This window comes from Acinetobacter sp. P1(2023) (genome assembly GCF_028367635.1).
GTDB lineage: Bacteria > Pseudomonadota > Gammaproteobacteria > Pseudomonadales > Moraxellaceae > Acinetobacter > Acinetobacter pittii_E.
Genome location: NZ_JAQNDD010000003.1, coordinates 118,468 through 136,274 on the forward strand (window position 1 = coordinate 118,468; position 17,807 = coordinate 136,274).

Below are 17,807 nucleotides of genomic sequence, written 5' to 3' on the forward strand. Positions count from 1 at the left end.
ACAACAATCGGTTATTTTTTACTAGTGTAATTGATTTTTTTCACAAATATGTGCGATGTAAAATAAATTAACGTTTTATTGGCGTTGGCGGACCATCTCAAAAAAGCAAATAGATCCTGCAATTGCCACGTTTAATGACTCTTGTCCACCTGGTTGGGGAATAGTTACTGATTGTGCGTGATCTAATGCGTAATCACTAGCGCCTTGACCTTCATTTCCTAATATCCAGACACACGGTTTTGAAAGATCTTTTGAATAAAGACTCGTTGAGCGATGAGAGCTTGTAACAAAAACTGGAATTTGGAACTTTGGAAGAATATCTGTCAACTGAAAGTTTTCAAAACAATGTAAGCTAAAATGAGCACCCATACCTGCTCTTAAAACTCGTGGTGACCAAAGTGATGCAGAGCCTTGTGTGCAAATGATTTGTTTAATATTTGCTGCTGCTGCTGAACGTAGTAAAGTACCTACGTTACCTGGATCCTGAATATTTTCAAGAATTAAGGTATCTACCTTATAATCAATGGTTGATGCAGTTTTAGGTAGGTCAATAATAGCTAAACAAGGTAAGCTCGTACCTAATGTACTCAAATCTCTATATAAAACTTCGCTAATAACAAAGATATGACCTTGATGCAGTTCAATTATTTTTTTTAAATCTTCGTGTTCTAAGGCCTGTTCTGTTGTAAATAAGGAAAAAATCTTTTTTTGCTGTTGTAACCAAGCCAAACAAAGATGAGTGCCTTCAAGAACGGTTTGTTGGTGCTTTTTTCGGGCGTTACTGAGTTCGATTAATCCACGCAAATGTTTAATTTTTGCATTGTCTTTTGATTCTAAAAAAATAACCGCCATAAGAAAATATCCAACAAAAGGGCACCATCATACTATGATGCCCTAAGTAATTAAAATTATTAGTGGTAGCTTGTTACGCGTTCAACTTCATTTTTAGAACCAATGATTACAGGAACACGTTGGTGAAGCTCGGTTGGTTCAATATCTAAAATACGAACACGGCCTGTAGTTGATGCACCACCAGCTTGTTCAATGAGCATACTCATTGGATTCGCTTCATACATTAAACGTAAACGACCTGCTTTTGTTGGATCCTTTAAGTCATATGGATAAAGGAAAATACCACTACGACATAAGATACGGTGAATATCGCCAACCATACATGCGACCCAGCGCATATTAAAATCTTTTTCGCGAACAGAAGTTTTACCTGCAAGTAATTCATCAATATATTGTTTTACAGGATTTTCCCAATGACGTTGGTTAGAGGCATTAATTGCAAACTCTTGAGTATCTGCTGCAACCTGAACATTGTCAGTTGTGAGTAAGAAAGTTTGAGTTTCTGGGTCTAAAGTAAAGAATGCTACGCCATTTCCAACTGTTAAAGCCATCATGGTTGATGGACCATAAAGTACATAACCCGCTGCAACTTGTTGTGTACCAGCTTGCATGAAATCTTCTGCTTGTGTTACTGCATTTTTTGCAGGAAGAATAGAGAAAATTGTGCCTACACACATATTGATATCAATATTGCTTGAGCCGTCTAATGGATCAAATAAAACAAGATATTCACCATTTTCTTGTGCAGGGGTGAAATCATCAAGCTCTTCAGAAGCGAGACCACCCACATGTGGATGCACTTTTAAAGCATCAATTAAGTAGTCATTAGAAATCACATCAAGTTTTTTCTGTGTTTCACCTTGAACATTTTCATTACCAGCACTACCTAAAATACCAGCGAGAGCACCTTTTTGTAGTGCTTGGTCGATCGTTTTACAGGTCGTGGCAATAGTATCGATGACTTGAGCCAACTCAGGTGTTAGATTCCCTTTTTGTTGTTGTAAAAATTGGGACAAAGTGAGGTTGGACATATAAAATAGCTCCTGTGCTTCAAGCATCAAAATGAGTCAGATAAATACGTGGCATATTCTAGATGAGAATGTCACAAAATAAAAATTATCTTACTTTATTTGTGTTGGATTTATGCTTACAAGCCCCCAATTAAAATGGTATGTTGATTGCATCACAAAGGACTGTATATTTTTAGGAGAATCGAAATGACAACAAAGAAGTTTGATGCGACCCCCACGGCAGGTGAACCAATCAATCTAGATGAAATTTCGAAAGAAAATGTTCAGGAAGCTTGGAAAGACTACGAGGCAAAACCTGAATATAAAGATTTTAATAAGCATGATTTGATTGAGTCTATGCAACATGCTGAAGAAGAAAAGAAATCTTCTTAAGTAATAAAAAAACGCTCATATTTTTATGAGCGTTTTTTTATGCAGATCTCTTATTTTAATAAAGGAGGTACTGCTTCATAATTAATTTCAACACGGCGGTTTTCTTTCCACGCTGATTCATCATGTCCTGCATTAACAGGAGCTTCTTTACCATAACTTACAGCTTCAAGTTGCTGTGGGTTTACGCCATTGGTAATTAAGTAGCTTTGTACAGCTTTAGCACGACGTTCGCCTAAAGCCATATTATATTCACGTGTACCACGTTCATCTGTATGACCAGTTAATGCAACTTTTGAATTTGCATTTGCTATAAGGAACTGAGCATGAGCTTGAAGTGTTTGGTAGTCTTCAGTAGATAAATCGCTGCTGTCATAATCAAAGTGAACAACACGTTTAGCTAAAGCCGCTTTATTGGCTTCAGTTACGCCTTTAGATGAAGCGCCTGCCAAATTTTGAGCATTTAATGCAGCATCTTCACTTAAACCAGAAGTGTTTACTGTACTTGGGTTTGTGCCAGTCGTGGTCGTCGCTGCCGGTTTACGGCTAGCACAGCCTGTCATCACGAGTGCTACGCTAAGAAAGGGTAGAGCTAAATATTTGATTGATTTCATGATCATCTCCGTCAATGGAATTAAAAGTTATTTTGGTGCCCAGGCTGGTTCACGTACTTCACCTTGTTCGCTTGGTAAATTTATACGGAAACGTCCATCAGTAGACATAATAGACAACAAGCCACGGTTGCCTTCACGAGTTGCGTAGACCACCATTTGCCCATTTGGTGAGAAACTTGGTGATTCATCTAAACTAGTTGGGGTAAGAATATTGGTGATGCCAGTATTAATGTCTTGAATTGCAACTTTATAACTGCTGCCACTTGGGCGATGAACAAGTGCAATCTTTTTGCCATCTGCACTTAGAGTTCCGCGTGCATTAAATGAGCCTTTAAATGTCAAACGCTTTACTGAGCCATCAGCAAAGGTATAACGATAAATTTGGGCAGAGCCACCACGGTCAGAAGTGAAAATAAAGGATTTTCCATCTGGTGTATAACGTGCTTCGGTATCAATTGCCGAATCATTTGTCATGCGTTTGACTTGGCGAGTTGATAAATCCATTTGGTAGATTTCAGGGTTACCATTCATCGATGCTGTAAATAGCATTGATTGGCCATCCGGTGAAAAACTTGGTGCGCCGTTTAGGCCTCTAAAACTGGTAAGGACTTCACGTGTTCCAGTTGATAAATCTTGTAAATAAATTGCTGGACGTTTAGTTTCAAAAGAAACATAAGCAATTTTTTTAGCATCCGGTGTCCATGCCGGAGAAAGAATTGGATCACGGGATGATAAAACGGTCTTTGGTTGTTCACCATCCGTATCTGCAATTTGTAAGGTATAACGCTCGGCAGGTGTTGCAGGGTTTCTTAATACATAAGCAATACGGCCGCTAAAGTCACCTGGAATACCAGTAAGCGCTTGATAAATAGCATCACTTACCATATGACCAGCTTGACGTATGCGTGAAGCAGGTACATTTAAAAGTTCATTTAAAATGTATTGTTGCTTTTGTACATCATAAAGTTGGTAGTGAACTTCAAAACCTGTCGCTGTTTGTTTAATTTGTCCAGTAACTACATATGGAATACCAGCAGTTTGCCAGTCAGAAGCTTGAATCTGATTGATAGCAGCATTGGCAGGCAAATTTTTAGATGAGCTTGTAAAGCGCCCAGAACGGTTTAAGTCTGTTTCAACAATAGGATAGAGCCCATTGTCATTGGTAAACGGGACAATAGCAATTTTGGGTGCCTGATCTGGAGCTTTGGCAATTTCCAGATATAACTGGGCAAAAGCAGTTGTAGAAGCAATAGGGCTTAAGGCTGTGATCAGTGCTAAAGATAGCAGGTGTTTGCGGCTCGTATTCATAAGTTTAAAGTCATAGAAGGTATTTTTGTGACTGTTGATTTTGTAGCATAGTTACATGCCTTAAACTATTTAAAGCATGTAACTCTTTCAAAATTATTGCGCTCTAAATGTAGAGCTAACACTTCTTGCTTCACGTCTTGCATCTGGATCTGATGGCATAGGATATGGCGCTGCGGCTTGAATTGCAGCTTTAATACTTGCGTCTAAGGCATCATCACCACTTGAACGCGTGATAACAATAGAGTTAACGCTTCCCGAATCGGAGAGGGTAAAACGAACACCAACTGTTTTACCGCTACTACCAGTTGGAACATCCCAAGAGCGTCGAATTTTTTGTTCAAAATCGCGTCTAGCTGAAGAAGCAACTTTTTTAGCTTCAGCTTTCTTTTGAGCTGCTTCTTCTTGTGCTTTTTGAGCAGATGCAGCTTTGGCCTCGGCCTCCGCTTCAGCTTTACGCTTAGCATCGTCAGCAGCTTTTTGCTTGGCTTTAGCATCAGCCTCAGCTTTGCGTTTAGCATCGTCAGCAGCTTTTTGCTGTTTGGCTTTCGCATCGGCCTCAGCTTTACGTTTAGCATTATCAGCTTTTTGCTGTTTGGCTTTCGCATCGGCCTCAGCTTTGCGTTTAGCGTCTTCAGTTGCTTTTTGCTTGGCTTTAGCATCAGCCTCAGCTTTGCGTTTAGCGTCTTCAGTTGCTTTTTGCTGTTTGGCTTTTGCATCTGCTTCAGCTTTACGTTTAGCATCTTCAGTTGCTTTTTGCTGTTTGGCTTTTGCATCTGCTTCAGCTTTACGTTTAGCATCTTCAGCAGCTTTTTGTTGCTTAGCCTTAGCATCAGCTTCGGCCCTTCGCTTAGCTTCTTGTTGTGCTTGAAGTTTAGCGTTTTCAGCCTTTTGAGCTTCACGTTTTAATTTTGCATCAGCCTCAGCTTTACGTTTAGCGTCTTCATCAGCTTTTTGGCTGGCCTTAGCTTCAGCATCAGCTTTTGCACTTTGTTCAGCCTTACGTTTTTGTTCGGCTTCTAATTTTGCTTTAGCCTCAGCTTGGCGTTTAGCTTCAGCCTGCTGTTTTTGAGCTTCCTCTATGCGTTGCTGCTCTGCTGCTTGTTTCGCTTTCGCAGCTTCTTCAGCTTTACGCTTTTGCTCAGCTAACTTGGCTTGCTGGGCCTGTTCGGCCTTTTGCTTTTGAGCAGCAAGTTGTTGAGCTGTTGGAGGCGGAGGTACAACTGGAAGATTTTGAGGTAGAGTTTCATCCACAATAGGGGCTAATACCTCTTTTGCTTCATTCGTAGCTGTAGTCTCTTGTTCAATTTCTTTGGCTAAAGGAGGAGGTAAATCTTCTGGCTTAACTAAAATAGTCGTTAGCTTTTTTGGCTGTTCAGGTGGTTTACTCAAGCCTAAAAAAAGCAAGCCAACAATGGCAATTGCATGAACTCCGAGTGTAAAGCTCAATGCAATCGCATTTTGTTTAAAGGGCGGCTTTTGATCTTTGTTCATAGCTTATTTTAAAGGCTCTGTCAGAAGGCCAACTTGAGTTAAACCTGCTTCTTGTAAACTCGCCATTAATGATACGACTTCTCCATAAGGACGAGACTTATCACCATTGACTAAAACAGTAAGTTGTTTGTTTTCTTGTTCAGCTTGTTTTTGAGCATCGCTTAAAACTACTTCGAGTTTTTCACGAGATAATGGTTCATTATCTTTGTAATCTTCATATTGAAGATAAAGATTGCCATCTTTGCCAATTGTTACCATGGCAGGCATATCTTTTGATTCGATTGGGTGGTTGTTTGCTTGAGGTAAATCGACCTTGATACCACTGGTAATCATAGGAGCAGTTACCATAAAAATAACCAAAAGCACGAGCATAACGTCAATATAAGGTACGACGTTCATATCACTTTTTAATGGTTTTTTTATGCGCTCAAAGCGCCCTGAACGCTGAATTGCCATTATGCATCTTCCTGTGATGAACCCACAGATTGACGTTGCAATAAAGCAATCATCTCTTCAGCAAATAAAGCACGATCAGAGTAAACACTTTCACTTTTAGCAGTGAAGTGGTTAAAAGCTAATACAGCAGGAATAGCAGCAAATAAACCAATTGCAGTTGCAATAAGTGCTTCAGCAATACCCGGTGCAACAGTTGCCAGAGTTACTTGATCAACGGCAGCTAAACCGATAAAGGCATTCATAATACCCCATACGGTACCGAATAGACCGATGTAAGGCGCTACAGAACCTATACTTGCTAAAGTCCCTAAACCATACTCTAAATGGCTCTGATCACGACTCAAACCTACACGCAAAATACGCTCAGTGCCTTCAATCGTTTGAGAAACAGGAGCTTGACGTTTTTTGAGTTTAAAAAATTCGCTCAACCCTTGATAAAAAATATCTTCAAGACCTGAGCGTTTTGAGTTGAGCTGAGCATTGTTATAAAGCGTATTGAGTTCAGCACCAGACCAGAACATTTTTTGAAAATGTTCATCGTCTTGATGTGCTTTTTTATAACTCATATGTAACTTGGCAATCAGATACCAACTAAAGATCGATGCTAACAATAGAATTAGCATGACCAACTGAACGACTGGACTTGCTTGTAAAATAAGGTCAGAAATATGCAGGGTTGATTCAATGTTTGTTGCCATAGGTTACATATGCCGGTTGTTTTTTTAGTCTTGTTCCAATTCTTTACGAATAAGATCACGTATTTCTTCTGGAAGACGACGAGGCATTAAGTCTTTACTTAAACATGCCAACTCAACCTCACCAGAAGCAAGCAAGATTTCACCACGATAAATATTTTGTTGCAACACAAATGACGCAGCTTTACATGAAACTACACGTGCTGTAACAGTAATTAAATCATCCATTAAAATAGGACGCATATATTTTACGTCAATTTTATATACGACAAAGTTGTAGTCTTTTTGGTGCCAGTAATGATCAACGCCAGCAGCGCGGAGCCATTCGGTACGGGTACGTTCCATATAGCGAATATGGTTGGCATGGTAAACAATACCACCTGCGTCCGTATCTTCAATATAAACACGAATGTTGAATTCAAAATGATTCGCCATGAGAGTATTCCGTTTTTAGTTCACTATAGAGCTTTGCATTTCAATTATGGCTACTGAATAAAATATTCATTTTATTTGAAGCCACGCATATGCTTTAAATACGGGGCAGTTTAGCAGATTGCATACTAAGTCCTATGGCACAACCTTTCAATTGCGATTGCTGTACTTCTAGTCCAAAAACGGTGAACTCTATGACCAGCTTACTTTTAAGTTAAGAAGGTTTCCATGCAGTTTGAACTTGTTTTGATATGTTCGGGTAATCTAATACGAACCTTACATGTAGTTCAGTTCCTATTTTTAAGGCTTTATTATCTACAATAAAGTAAGGACTATGATTGGGTGCAGCTTGGCTTAAGTCTTGATTTTCTGGTGTTGCACCTAAGAAAACAAAGAATGAGGGCATTAATTTTCCATAATAAGCAAAATCTTCACTTGCACTCTCATTGTGATCCAAAACATGTAGTTTTGAAGCTTCAACAACTTTGGCTAATGTTGGCTGAATAAATTGAGTAAGCGCTTTGTCATTCATAGTTACTGGTGCATAAGGCGCAATTTCAACTTTAGCAGTCACGTCATTGGCTTGAGCATTATGCTCTATCATGGTCGGTAAACTTTTTAAAATATTCGCCCGTATTTGTTCGTTATTAGAACGAATAGTCCCGATCATATTGACCTGTTCAGGAATCACATTACCTGCCGTGCCGCCTTGAATATTGCCAATACTGACTACACCCATACCTTTGGTTAGATCGGTTCTTCGGCTAATAAGACTCTGTAAATTATTAATCATTTGTGCCGATGCATAAATTGGATCTCTGCCTAGCCACGGCGTCGAGCCATGCACCTGCTTGCCGTTTATCTGAATACGTAAGTGGTCTGCACTATTTAAAATAGCTCCATCCTTGTAATAAAGGTGTCCACTTTTCATGCCAGCTATGACATGTATTCCAAAAATAGCTTCGGGTTTATAGTCTTTAAAGGCACCATCCGCGATCATTTTCCGTGAGCCAATTTGATCACCCTGTGTGAAGTTATCTATATCTGCTCCACCTTCTTCAGCAGGTTGAAAAACAAAGACGACTGTGCCTGATATTTTATCCTTATTGGCTGCGAGAATTTTTGCTGCCCCTAATAGCATCGCAGTGTGTGCATCATGTCCACAAGCATGCATCACATAAGTTTCTTTACCTTGATAAATTGCTTTTTGTTTACTCGCAAAGGGAACACCACTTTTTTCTTCCATAGGTAGTGCATCCATATCGGCTCTAAGCGCAATGATAGGACCAGGTTTATTGCCTTTTAAAATACCTATTACACCTGTTTTTGCATAACCTGTTTTGACTTGAATGCCATAAGACGTCAATTCTTTTTGAACAAGGGCAGATGTTTTAAATTCCATATTGCCTAGTTCAGGGTGTTCATGAATATATTGTCTTAATTGAATGACCTGATTTTCATTTTGTTGTGCAGCATCTTTTACCCAATCTGCTAGGCTTAGCTGGCTCATTAGAACGAGTGGCAAAAATAAAGCGGTTTTTTTATACATATCCTTATCCTAAAAATATTATTGTTCATAAGATTTACTATCTAGATTTCTTATAATTCAGTTTTCAAAAATATTAAAAAATCAATAAGGTATAAAGAAAGACTTAAAAGGTATAGAGTCGCTAATTTATTGATAAGATAATTATTATTTTTAATTAGATAGCGTGATTGAATTAAAAAAGGAAGAGAAAATTCTCTTCCTTTGGTTAGTTTTTAGGCTCAGGTGGTGTCATTCCAAACTGTAAATAAGATTGGTTGGTTGCGATGCGACCTCGTGCAGTACGCATGACATAACCTTGTTGAATTAAATAAGGTTCAATCACATCTTCAAGCGTACCGCTGTCTTCAGCCATAGCTGCTGCAAGAGCTTCAACTCCGGCAGGGCCACCATCAAAACGCTCTAGTAACATACTCAAATAACGTCGGTCTAGGGTATCTAAGCCAGCTTTATCAACATTGAGCATATCAAGCGCACGCTGTGCCATTTCATGAGTCACTTCGCCTGTGCCTTTCACTTGTGCATAGTCACGTACACGGCGTAATAAACGGTTGGCGATACGAGGTGTTCCGCGTGATCGGCGTGCTACTTCTTCTGCGCCTTCAACTGTAATGGGTACATCCATGAGGTTTGCAGAGCGTGACACGATGTGAGTTAAGTCTTCTACAGAGTAAAACTCAAGGCGTTGCACAATACCGAAGCGGTCACGTAGTGGTGAGGTCAACAAGCCCGCACGTGTGGTCGCAGCAACGAGTGTAAAAGGGGGTAAATCTAGTTTAATTGAACGGGCAGCAGGGCCTTCACCAATCATAATATCGAGTTGGTAATCTTCCATTGCTGGATAGAGGATTTCTTCAATCACTGGTGAAAGACGATGAATCTCATCGATAAATAAAACATCGCCTTCTTCAAGATTGGTGAGCATTGCCGCTAAATCGCCTGCACGCTCTAATACTGGTCCTGAAGTCGATTTAAGATTGCCACCCATTTCACGTGCAATAATATTAGCAAGTGTGGTTTTACCTAAGCCGGGCGGACCAAAAATCAGTGTGTGGTCGAGAGCTTCACCACGACCACGAGCAGCGCCAATGAAAATTTCCATTTGCTCACGTACGACTGGTTGCCCAATATAGTCGGCAAGAGAAGTTGGTCGAATAGCCCGATCAAAATGATCTTCAGGTTTTTCTGTTCCACTGATTAGACGGTCTTGCATAAGTGTTTTACTTCATCATGGATTTAAGAGCAGCACGAATAATATCGGCTGATTCTGTGTAATCGGCTTTAACCGCCGCAACAGCTTTTTGTGCTTCAAGTGGTTTATAACCTAAAGATTGCAACGCAGCTTCTGCTTCTGCGACAGGAGAGTTTGCAGCAAATTGAATTTGAGGCATGGTCGCTACAGTTGAAGTGCCTTGAGCCAATGTTTTGAAGCGATCACGGAGTTCGATCATTAAACGTTCAGCTGTTTTTTTGCCAACACCCGGAACTTTGACCAAAGTATTGATATCGTCATGTTCAATCGTGTGAACCAATAGCTCAACGCTTAGTGTCGATAAAATGCCTAATGCCATTTTTGGACCGACACCATTTACTTTTAATAAGGTGCGGAAAATTGTTTTCTCTTGAGCATCACTAAAACCGTAGAGCTGCTGCGCATCTTCACGGACAACCAAATGCGTCCATAGCGTAACTTTTTGGCCTTTTTGTAATTGGCAAAATGTTGAAAGTGGCGTATCAATTTCATAACCCACACCATTTACATTTAGTAAGACAGTAGGGGCTTCTAGGGCAAACACTTCGCCAATTAAACATCCGATCATAGCGTAATTTCACTTATTCATAACTGTAAATCTGGTCGTTCTAAAATGAATTGAAAACGACACTGGTTTTATTTCTTTCTATATCAAGCCAGCTTAAAACAAGCCAATTTTATTACCTTGCAACTCTTGCGCCAAGCTATAAGCCTGATGATCTGAGAACTTACTAATAATATCGAGTACCTGCATGATATTGCTGTAGTGATTATTGCTAAAGTTAGCACCGTATAGGTTAAGGATAGACATTAAACGTTGTTCTTTAAAGCTTAAAGATTTATGTGGCGTTGTGAGTGGTACAAATGCATCCAAAATGGTTTGTAAACTTTGATGCGCAATAATTTCTAAACCAGATTTTTGTGGGTGCTCAAAAATTTTGTCACGTGCCAGATTCTTGGCAGTTTCGATACCTTTTGCAATATCAGGTGAACAATATTGCAAAAGGTTGCCTTTAAGCTGACCTGTAATAATCTCATAATGATTTTTGGCAAATGCTGTGGTCACTTCATCAACAAGACGTTTCATGACTCGTCCACGTAATGCTGAGATCTTTTGTTGCCATGTACTGTTTGGATGAGATAACTCTTCAGGTTGGCCATAGTCAGCAATAAGATTTAAGAAAATGGGTTCAACTTCTTGGTAACTCAGCATATTTAAGACAATACCATCTTCTAAATCAATGAGGGCATAACAAATGTCATCAGCGGCTTCTAACAAATAGGTGAGTGGATGGCGGCAATAATGATATTCGCCGAGTTGAATCAGCCCAAGCTGTTCAGCGATCTGTTTTAAAATTTCTTTTTCAGATTGATAACAACCAAACTTTGCTCGTTGATGTGAAGGTCGATCACCTTGTGAAGCAATTGTTTTTGAAAGCCACGGATACTTTAAATAAGCGCCTAAGGTTGCATACGTTAAACGCATACCTCCATCATCTGGATGATAATCAATGCGGCTTAATAAACGTAAGCCTTGAGCGTTACCTTCAAATTGGCGAACATCGGCTTCTTCTTCTGGGCTTAGTTTTTTTAAAAAATCGTCATGTGAGGCATCATCGAACCATTCACGAATCGCATATTCGCCTGCATGGCCAAAAGGCGGGTTACCAATGTCGTGGGCCAGGCAAGCTGCTTGAATAATTGCACCGACATCGGCAGGGGAAATCCAGACAGGCAATTCATTTTTAATTTTTTCTGCGGCAAGCATACCCATTGAGCGGCCAATGCAGGAAACTTCAAGGGAGTGAGTTAAACGAGTGTGAATGCCATCATGTTGTGCTAGAGGGTGAACTTGGGTCTTACGGTTTAACTGACGAAAACTTTGAGAAAATATAATGCGGTCATAATCTTTATGGAATGGGCTACGAGCCAGTTCTGTACTACTTTTTTTGCTACCTAAGCGAACTGCGGAAAGCAGCTCTAACCAACGCATTTGTTCCATTTATCATTATTCAAAACTATAAAGCTTGATCATGCCAAAAAAAAGCTAAAAGCACTAGCTTGGTGCGACATAGTTTGTCTTAGTTCAGGTTTTATTATGTTATTGAGTAAACATGAAACAATTTATTTTTAACGGGAATGACTAAAAAAATGATTTTGAACAAAAAAGAAATCACTTCTTGCAGAATTAGGTTACAGAATACTGATTCTACATCTAGCTGATTTTAGCAAGACGCAGTAGAATATGCGCTCTCTCTAAAGTCACATTGCGGTAAGGTTCACAAGACCTGCCCGTGGAGCCAAAATCAACATGTTTATCGTGGCCGGTGCAGCAGCACATTCTTCTTTTAAGAAAGCTCAACTATTAACACGTTTATCGTCAATTAGTTCTGTTCAATCTTTTGACAGCCAATGGGTCTATTTGTTTGATCAAGCGCTCAACGAGCAGCAACATCAATCTGCTTTGCAATTATTAAATGACGGTGAGTCTTTTGAACTTCGTCAACCTGCAAGTGATGAGATTCAGATTTTAGTAACACCACGTGTGGGTACTATTTCACCTTGGTCTTCTAAAGCAACTGATATTTTCAAAAACTGTAATACACCAGTTCACCGCTTAGAACGCGGTCTTTTATTTACATTAAAAGGTGTTTCTGAAATTACGAATGAAGTTAAACAAGTACTTCATGACCGTATGACAGAAACAGTTTTTGCTCAAATTGATGATGCAAAAGCATTATTTTCAGAAACAGCTCCAAAACCATTAAATTCAATTGATATCTTGGGTCAAGGCAAAGAAGCTTTGGTTAAAGCGAACAATGAGTTTGGTTTTGCGTTATCTGAACAAGAAATTGATTATTTAACTGAAGCATTCGGTAAGCTTGGTCGTAACCCAAATGACATCGAGTTGATGATGTTTGCGCAGGCCAACTCTGAGCACTGTCGTCATAAAATCTTTGGTTCTGAATGGACAATTGATGGTGAAAAACAACCATTATCATTGTTCCAGATGATTAAAAATACTTATAAAGAATCGCCAACTGATGTTTTATCTGCATACAAAGATAACGCATCTGTAATCGTTGGTTATGACACGATGCGTTTTTATCCAAAAGCAGATGAAAACGGACACTTTGTTTATAAATATAAGAGTCAAGCTGCTCATATTTTAATGAAGGTTGAAACTCACAACCATCCAACAGCAATTTCTCCATTTGCTGGTGCTGCAACTGGTTCAGGCGGTGAGATCCGTGATGAAGGTGCTACTGGTCGTGGTGGTAAACCAAAAGCTGGCTTAACAGGCTTTACAGTTTCTAACTTAAACATTCCTGGTTTTGAACAACCTTGGGAAGAGAACTACGGCAAACCTTCACGTATGGCATCGCCATTACAAATCATGATTGAAGGTCCATTAGGTGGTGCGGCATTTAATAATGAATTTGGTCGCCCAGCGTTAAATGGTTATTTCCGTACTTTTGAACAGAATGTAAATGGTGAAGTGAAGGGCTTCCATAAGCCAATCATGATCGCTGGTGGTTACGGTAACATTCGTCCTGACCATGTAGAAAAAGATGCGATCCAACCGGGTGATTTACTCATTGTATTGGGTGGCCCTGCAATGTTAATCGGTCTTGGTGGCGGTGCAGCATCTTCTGTAGACAGCGGTACAATGGGTGAAAGCCTTGATTTCGCTTCTGTACAACGTGAAAACCCAGAAATGGAACGCCGTTGCCAAGAAGTAATTGATACATGCTGGCGCTTAGAAGACTTTAACCCAATCGTTTCTGTACACGACGTTGGTGCTGGTGGTCTATCAAATGCTATGCCTGAACTTGTGAATGATCATGAGTTAGGTGCAGTTCTTAACCTTCGTAAGATTCCTTCATTAGAACCGGGCATGAGCCCAATGGAAATCTGGTCAAATGAAGCACAAGAGCGTTATGTTCTTGCAATTCGTCCAGAGTCTTTAGAACAGTTCGAATCAATCTGTGCTCGTGAACGTTGTCCATTTGCCGTGTTGGGTGAAGCAACTGAAGCACGTCATCTAACAGTAGAAGATCCATTGTTCCAAAACAACGCAGTTGATATCCCAATGCAAGTGATGCTTGGTGGTACACCGCGTATGCAACGTTCTTATGAAACAATTGAGCGTAAAGGTAACGAATTTGACGCTTCAAAAGTTGATTTGAAAGATGCGATTTTCCGCGTATTGAAAAATCCAACAGTTGCATCTAAGTCATTCTTAATCACCATTGGTGACCGTTCAATTACTGGTATGGTTGCGCGTGACCAAATGGTTGGTCGTTGGCAGATTCCTGTTGCAGATGCAGCAGTAACGACTACAAGCTTACAAGGCTTCACTGGTGAAGCAATGGCGATGGGTGAACGTCCACCAGTTGCATTGTTAAATCCAGCAGCATCTGCTCGTTTGGCAGTTGCGGAAGCAATTACCAATATTGCATGTGCAAACATTGAACAAATTAGCGATATCAAACTTTCTGCAAACTGGATGGCTGCTGCTGGTCAAAAAGGTGAAGACCAAGCGCTGTTTGAAGGTGTAAAAGCGATTGGTATGGAAATGTGTCCAGCTTTAGGAATTGCGATTCCTGTAGGTAAAGACTCACTTTCAATGCGTACCACTTGGAATGACAACGGTGAAGATAAAGCTGTAACGTCTCCAATGACTGGTGTAATTACCGCATTTGCTCCAGTAATGGATGTTCGTAAAACTTTAACACCTGAACTTAAGAATTTAGAAGATTCAGTACTTGTACGCATTGATTTATCTAAAGGTCAGTTCCGTTTAGGTGGTTCGATTCTTGCGCAAGTATATAAAGCGATCGGTTCAATCACTCCTGATGTTGATAGTTTTGATGATTTCAAAGCGTTCTTTGCTTTAATTCAAGACTGGAATAACCGTGGCTTGATTCAAGCTTACCATGACATCGGTGATGGTGGTTTACTCGCAACTGTTGCTGAAATGATGTTTGCTGCACGTTTAGGTGTTGCATTAGAAGACCAAACTCCAGCAAGTTTATTTGCTGAAGAAATTGGTGCAGTTCTTCAAATCAAAGCAGCTGATTGGGACGCTTTACAAGCAGAAGTTGCTGCATCTAGTTTGAAAGATGCAATTGCTGTAGTTGGTCGTGTAAATAACACAGATCAGTTATCTGTAAACGGTTTGACTTTAGATCGTGCTGAATTACAACAAGCTTGGTCTGAGGTATCTCATCAGATCCAACGTCTACGTGATAACGTAGAAACTGCTGACCAAGAATTCGCTTTAATCACGGATAAATCACATCAAGGTTTAATTGCTAAACCAACATTTGATTTGAATGAACCTATCGAAGCACCGTTCATTAACACACGCCGTCCTAATATGGCGATCTTGCGTGAGCAAGGTGTAAATGGTCATATTGAAATGGCAGCAGCCTTTGATAAGGTTGGTTTCAATACTGTTGACGTGCACATGAGTGACTTACTTGCCGGTCGCGTTAGCCTAAGTGATTTTGAAGGTCTGGTGACTTGTGGTGGTTTCTCTTACGGTGACGTAATGGGTGCTGGCGGTGGCTGGGCAAAATCAGTATTGTTCAATGCGAAATTACGTGATCAGTTTGAACAGTTCTTCCATCGTGAGGATACATTCAGTTTAGGTATTTGTAATGGTTGCCAAATGTTGTCACAATTAGCACCGCTTATTCCGGGTGCTGACCACTGGCCACGTTTCCACCGCAATATGTCAGAAGTTTTTGAAGCTCGTAGCGTAAACGTTCTGGTTGAAAAATCTGTTTCTGTATTGCTTGATGGTATGGAAGGTTCGATTTTACCGATTGCTGTAGCACACGGTGAAGGTCGTGCGGTTGCAAGTGAAGCTGACATTGCAAGCTTAAATGCAGCGAATCAAGTTGCATTGCGTTATGTTGATAGCCACGGTAACCCGACTCAACATTATCCATTGAACCCGAACGGTTCGCCGGAAGCGATTACAGGTGTAACGTCTAAAGATGGTCGTGCAACGATTATGATGCCGCACCCAGAGCGTACTTTCCGTGCAATTCAGCACTCTTGGAGTCCAGAAGAGTGGACTGAAGATGGTGCATGGTTACGTATGTTCCGTAATGCACGTAAGTTTATTGGTTAATATAAACACTGAAATAAGCCACCGTTAGGTGGCTTATTTGTATGTAGTACAATCTAAATAGAATAAATAGTAGAGAAGAAAAATGAAATCAAAAATCCATTTCCGTGAATTTGCACTACTGATGGCATTACTCATGTCTATTGTTTCTTTTTCAATAGATGCGGTTTTACCAGCTTTAGGTGAGATTGGACGAGTTTTTGACTTAAAAAATAATAATCAGACGCAATGGGTCATCATTGGTATTTTCTCTGGCATGACGATAGGGCAACTCATTGCAGGGCCTCTATCCGATGCAATTGGTCGTAAGCGCATTTTATTTGCTGGGATAATCATCTACTTTTTAGGAAGTTTATTGTGCTTTACTACACAAAGTTTTGAATGGTTTTTAGTTGGCCGCTTTATTCAGGGTATTGGGGTTTCAGGTCCTTATGTCGCCTCAATTTCAATTGTGCGCGATAAATACAGTGGTGCACAAATGGCACGTATTATGTCCTTAATTATGATGGTGTTTATGGTTGCTCCAGCAATTGCACCAAGTTTGGGCCAGCTCATTATTCATTTTTTTGGCTGGCGTGAAATTTTTGTTTTATACATGGTCTATGCCACAGTCGTTGGAGCGTGGGTAGCATTACGACTAGAAGAGACGCTACTTCCTGAAAATCGTTTACCTATGCGCTTGCAAGCTTTTCAAGAGGGTTTTAAAGAGGTGGTGAATAATAAAACCACCATGAGTTATTTGCTATGTGCGGGTTTTTGTTTTGGTGGATTTATTGGTTATTTGGGAACTTCTCAACAAATTTTTATGCAGCAGTTTGGTAAAACGGGGCAAGAGTTTAGTGCTTATTTTGCTGTGCTTGCAGGTGTAATGGGAGTCGCTTCATTTACCAACTCTAAAATTGTGATGAAGTTCGGTATGCGTCCAATCTGTATTTATGGCTTTTTGGGTTTATGCTTAATTTCTTTGGTTTTCTTAGGAATTCAACTTTTAGGCGTGGCTGTTTCATTCTGGATGTTTATGCTTTATGCCTGCATTCTGTTCTTATTATTTGGAACTCTATTTGGTAATTTGAACGCGATCGCGATGGAACCGATGGGACATGTTGCTGGTATGGCTTCGGCTATTATTGGTGCAGCTTCTTCTGTTTTGTCACTTATTCTTGCCTCTATTATTGGGCAGTTATATAACGGTACATTAATTCCAATGACTGCTGGCTTCGTTATTTTATGTGGTTTGGCTTTTGCTATGACAATATATGAGAATAGATATTTAAAGAAATCGAATACTTAAAATTGTGAAGATGCAGCTAGCACACTGAATTTTAAGATTTTGTTGTAAATAAGAACTACCTATAAATGAGGGTAGCTCTTTTTAACATTTTAGAAAAATTATAAGCCTATAGACATTCGACTATTTAACACTTTATAGTTTGTTTAAAATTGGATCAGTTTTTGCTTTCTCTGTAACAACGATAAAAATCGGAGATCAAAATGATGAAAAATAAGTATCACATAAGAACAATGTATACCAAAGATAAGGGCTGGCGTTTATTTGGCTTGGCACTTGCCATTCAAATCCTTTTTATTGGAGCAAATTATCTAGTAATGATGAGCTGACT

The 17,807-nt window shown here is 39.8% G+C and carries 16 protein-coding genes; 4 read left to right on the forward strand and 12 right to left on the reverse strand.

From position 1 onward, the window contains the following. Positions 1-75: 75 nt before the first annotated feature. Positions 76-852: a TrmH family RNA methyltransferase gene (locus POD11_RS05625; RefSeq protein WP_016140253.1), complete on the reverse strand. Its 777-nt coding sequence runs from the start codon at positions 850-852 to the stop codon at positions 76-78. Positions 853-911: 59 nt separating this feature from the next. Then, positions 912-1,883, reverse strand: coding sequence for a class 1 fructose-bisphosphatase (locus tag POD11_RS05630; protein ID WP_016140254.1), 972 nt, complete (start codon positions 1,881-1,883; stop codon positions 912-914). A gap of 186 nt (positions 1,884-2,069) precedes the next feature. Between POD11_RS05630 and POD11_RS05635 the strand changes: the two genes are divergently transcribed. Continuing rightward, positions 2,070-2,255 carry an NF038105 family protein gene (locus POD11_RS05635; RefSeq protein ID WP_016140255.1) on the forward strand — a complete coding sequence of 62 codons (186 nt, stop codon included), beginning with the start codon at positions 2,070-2,072 and terminating at the stop codon, positions 2,253-2,255. Positions 2,256-2,305: 50 nt separating this feature from the next. On the opposite strand, the gene pal is transcribed toward POD11_RS05635, so the two are convergent. From pal to POD11_RS05685, 10 genes are all read right to left on the reverse strand, one after another. Continuing rightward, complete coding sequence (pal, locus tag POD11_RS05640) at positions 2,306-2,866, reverse strand: peptidoglycan-associated lipoprotein Pal (RefSeq protein ID WP_002118513.1); 561 nt, start codon at positions 2,864-2,866, stop codon at positions 2,306-2,308. 27 nt (positions 2,867-2,893) lie between these two features. Beyond that, positions 2,894-4,174: a Tol-Pal system beta propeller repeat protein TolB gene (gene tolB / locus POD11_RS05645; protein ID WP_262456665.1), complete on the reverse strand. Its 1,281-nt coding sequence runs from the start codon at positions 4,172-4,174 to the stop codon at positions 2,894-2,896. Positions 4,175-4,267: 93 nt separating this feature from the next. Beyond that, positions 4,268-5,665 carry a cell envelope integrity protein TolA gene (gene tolA / locus POD11_RS05650; protein WP_262456666.1) on the reverse strand — a complete coding sequence of 466 codons (1,398 nt, stop codon included), beginning with the start codon at positions 5,663-5,665 and terminating at the stop codon, positions 4,268-4,270. Positions 5,666-5,668: 3 nt separating this feature from the next. Next, on the reverse strand, positions 5,669-6,121 hold the full coding sequence (gene tolR, locus POD11_RS05655) for a protein TolR (protein WP_262456667.1): 453 nt from the start codon (positions 6,119-6,121) through the stop codon (positions 5,669-5,671). Continuing rightward, a complete protein-coding gene (tolQ, locus tag POD11_RS05660) occupies positions 6,121-6,819 on the reverse strand; it encodes a protein TolQ (protein ID WP_016140259.1) in 699 nt (232 codons plus the stop codon). Before tolQ ends, tolR begins: the two co-directional genes overlap by 1 nt. Before the next feature lie 24 nt (positions 6,820-6,843). Further along, positions 6,844-7,251, reverse strand: coding sequence for a tol-pal system-associated acyl-CoA thioesterase (ybgC, locus tag POD11_RS05665; RefSeq protein WP_001273591.1), 408 nt, complete (start codon positions 7,249-7,251; stop codon positions 6,844-6,846). Between the two features lie 211 nt (positions 7,252-7,462). After that, positions 7,463-8,797 (reverse strand): M20 family metallopeptidase, encoded by a 1,335-nt coding sequence (locus POD11_RS05670; protein ID WP_262456668.1) that lies wholly within the window; start codon positions 8,795-8,797, stop codon positions 7,463-7,465. A gap of 205 nt (positions 8,798-9,002) precedes the next feature. After that, positions 9,003-10,007, reverse strand: a complete 1,005-nt coding sequence (ruvB, locus tag POD11_RS05675; protein WP_002052424.1) for a Holliday junction branch migration DNA helicase RuvB — start codon at positions 10,005-10,007, stop codon at positions 9,003-9,005. Between the two features lie 7 nt (positions 10,008-10,014). Then, positions 10,015-10,614: a Holliday junction branch migration protein RuvA gene (ruvA, locus tag POD11_RS05680; protein WP_002118762.1), complete on the reverse strand. Its 600-nt coding sequence runs from the start codon at positions 10,612-10,614 to the stop codon at positions 10,015-10,017. Positions 10,615-10,707: 93 nt separating this feature from the next. Beyond that, entirely contained in the window at positions 10,708-12,048 is a 1,341-nt protein-coding gene (locus POD11_RS05685) for a deoxyguanosinetriphosphate triphosphohydrolase (protein ID WP_101662993.1), read from the reverse strand. A gap of 309 nt (positions 12,049-12,357) precedes the next feature. Here POD11_RS05685 and purL point away from each other — a divergent pair, with 309 nt between their 5' ends. From purL to POD11_RS05700, 3 genes are all read left to right on the forward strand, one after another. Beyond that, positions 12,358-16,191: a phosphoribosylformylglycinamidine synthase gene (purL, locus tag POD11_RS05690; RefSeq protein ID WP_262456669.1), complete on the forward strand. Its 3,834-nt coding sequence runs from the start codon at positions 12,358-12,360 to the stop codon at positions 16,189-16,191. An 82-nt stretch (positions 16,192-16,273) separates the two neighbouring features. Further along, positions 16,274-17,479: a multidrug effflux MFS transporter gene (locus tag POD11_RS05695; protein ID WP_262456670.1), complete on the forward strand. Its 1,206-nt coding sequence runs from the start codon at positions 16,274-16,276 to the stop codon at positions 17,477-17,479. A gap of 200 nt (positions 17,480-17,679) precedes the next feature. After that, a complete protein-coding gene (locus POD11_RS05700; protein ID WP_002118600.1) occupies positions 17,680-17,805 on the forward strand; it encodes a KGW motif small protein in 126 nt (41 codons plus the stop codon). Positions 17,806-17,807: the final 2 nt, after the last annotated feature.

Coding starts and splice junctions, on each gene's coding strand:
- POD11_RS05625 (WP_016140253.1), bottom strand. CDS start 852: ATGGCGGTTATTTTTTTAGAATCAAAAGACAATGCAAAAATTAAACAT.
- POD11_RS05630 (WP_016140254.1), bottom strand. CDS start 1,883: ATGTCCAACCTCACTTTGTCCCAATTTTTACAACAACAAAAAGGGAAT.
- POD11_RS05635 (WP_016140255.1), top strand. CDS start 2,070: ATGACAACAAAGAAGTTTGATGCGACCCCCACGGCAGGTGAACCAATC.
- pal (WP_002118513.1), bottom strand. CDS start 2,866: ATGAAATCAATCAAATATTTAGCTCTACCCTTTCTTAGCGTAGCACTC.
- tolB (WP_262456665.1), bottom strand. CDS start 4,174: ATGAATACGAGCCGCAAACACCTGCTATCTTTAGCACTGATCACAGCC.
- tolA (WP_262456666.1), bottom strand. CDS start 5,665: ATGAACAAAGATCAAAAGCCGCCCTTTAAACAAAATGCGATTGCATTG.
- tolR (WP_262456667.1), bottom strand. CDS start 6,121: ATGGCAATTCAGCGTTCAGGGCGCTTTGAGCGCATAAAAAAACCATTA.
- tolQ (WP_016140259.1), bottom strand. CDS start 6,819: ATGGCAACAAACATTGAATCAACCCTGCATATTTCTGACCTTATTTTA.
- ybgC (WP_001273591.1), bottom strand. CDS start 7,251: ATGGCGAATCATTTTGAATTCAACATTCGTGTTTATATTGAAGATACG.
- POD11_RS05670 (WP_262456668.1), bottom strand. CDS start 8,797: ATGTATAAAAAAACCGCTTTATTTTTGCCACTCGTTCTAATGAGCCAG.
- ruvB (WP_002052424.1), bottom strand. CDS start 10,007: ATGCAAGACCGTCTAATCAGTGGAACAGAAAAACCTGAAGATCATTTT.
- ruvA (WP_002118762.1), bottom strand. CDS start 10,614: ATGATCGGATGTTTAATTGGCGAAGTGTTTGCCCTAGAAGCCCCTACT.
- POD11_RS05685 (WP_101662993.1), bottom strand. CDS start 12,048: ATGGAACAAATGCGTTGGTTAGAGCTGCTTTCCGCAGTTCGCTTAGGT.
- purL (WP_262456669.1), top strand. CDS start 12,358: ATGTTTATCGTGGCCGGTGCAGCAGCACATTCTTCTTTTAAGAAAGCT.
- POD11_RS05695 (WP_262456670.1), top strand. CDS start 16,274: ATGAAATCAAAAATCCATTTCCGTGAATTTGCACTACTGATGGCATTA.
- POD11_RS05700 (WP_002118600.1), top strand. CDS start 17,680: ATGATGAAAAATAAGTATCACATAAGAACAATGTATACCAAAGATAAG.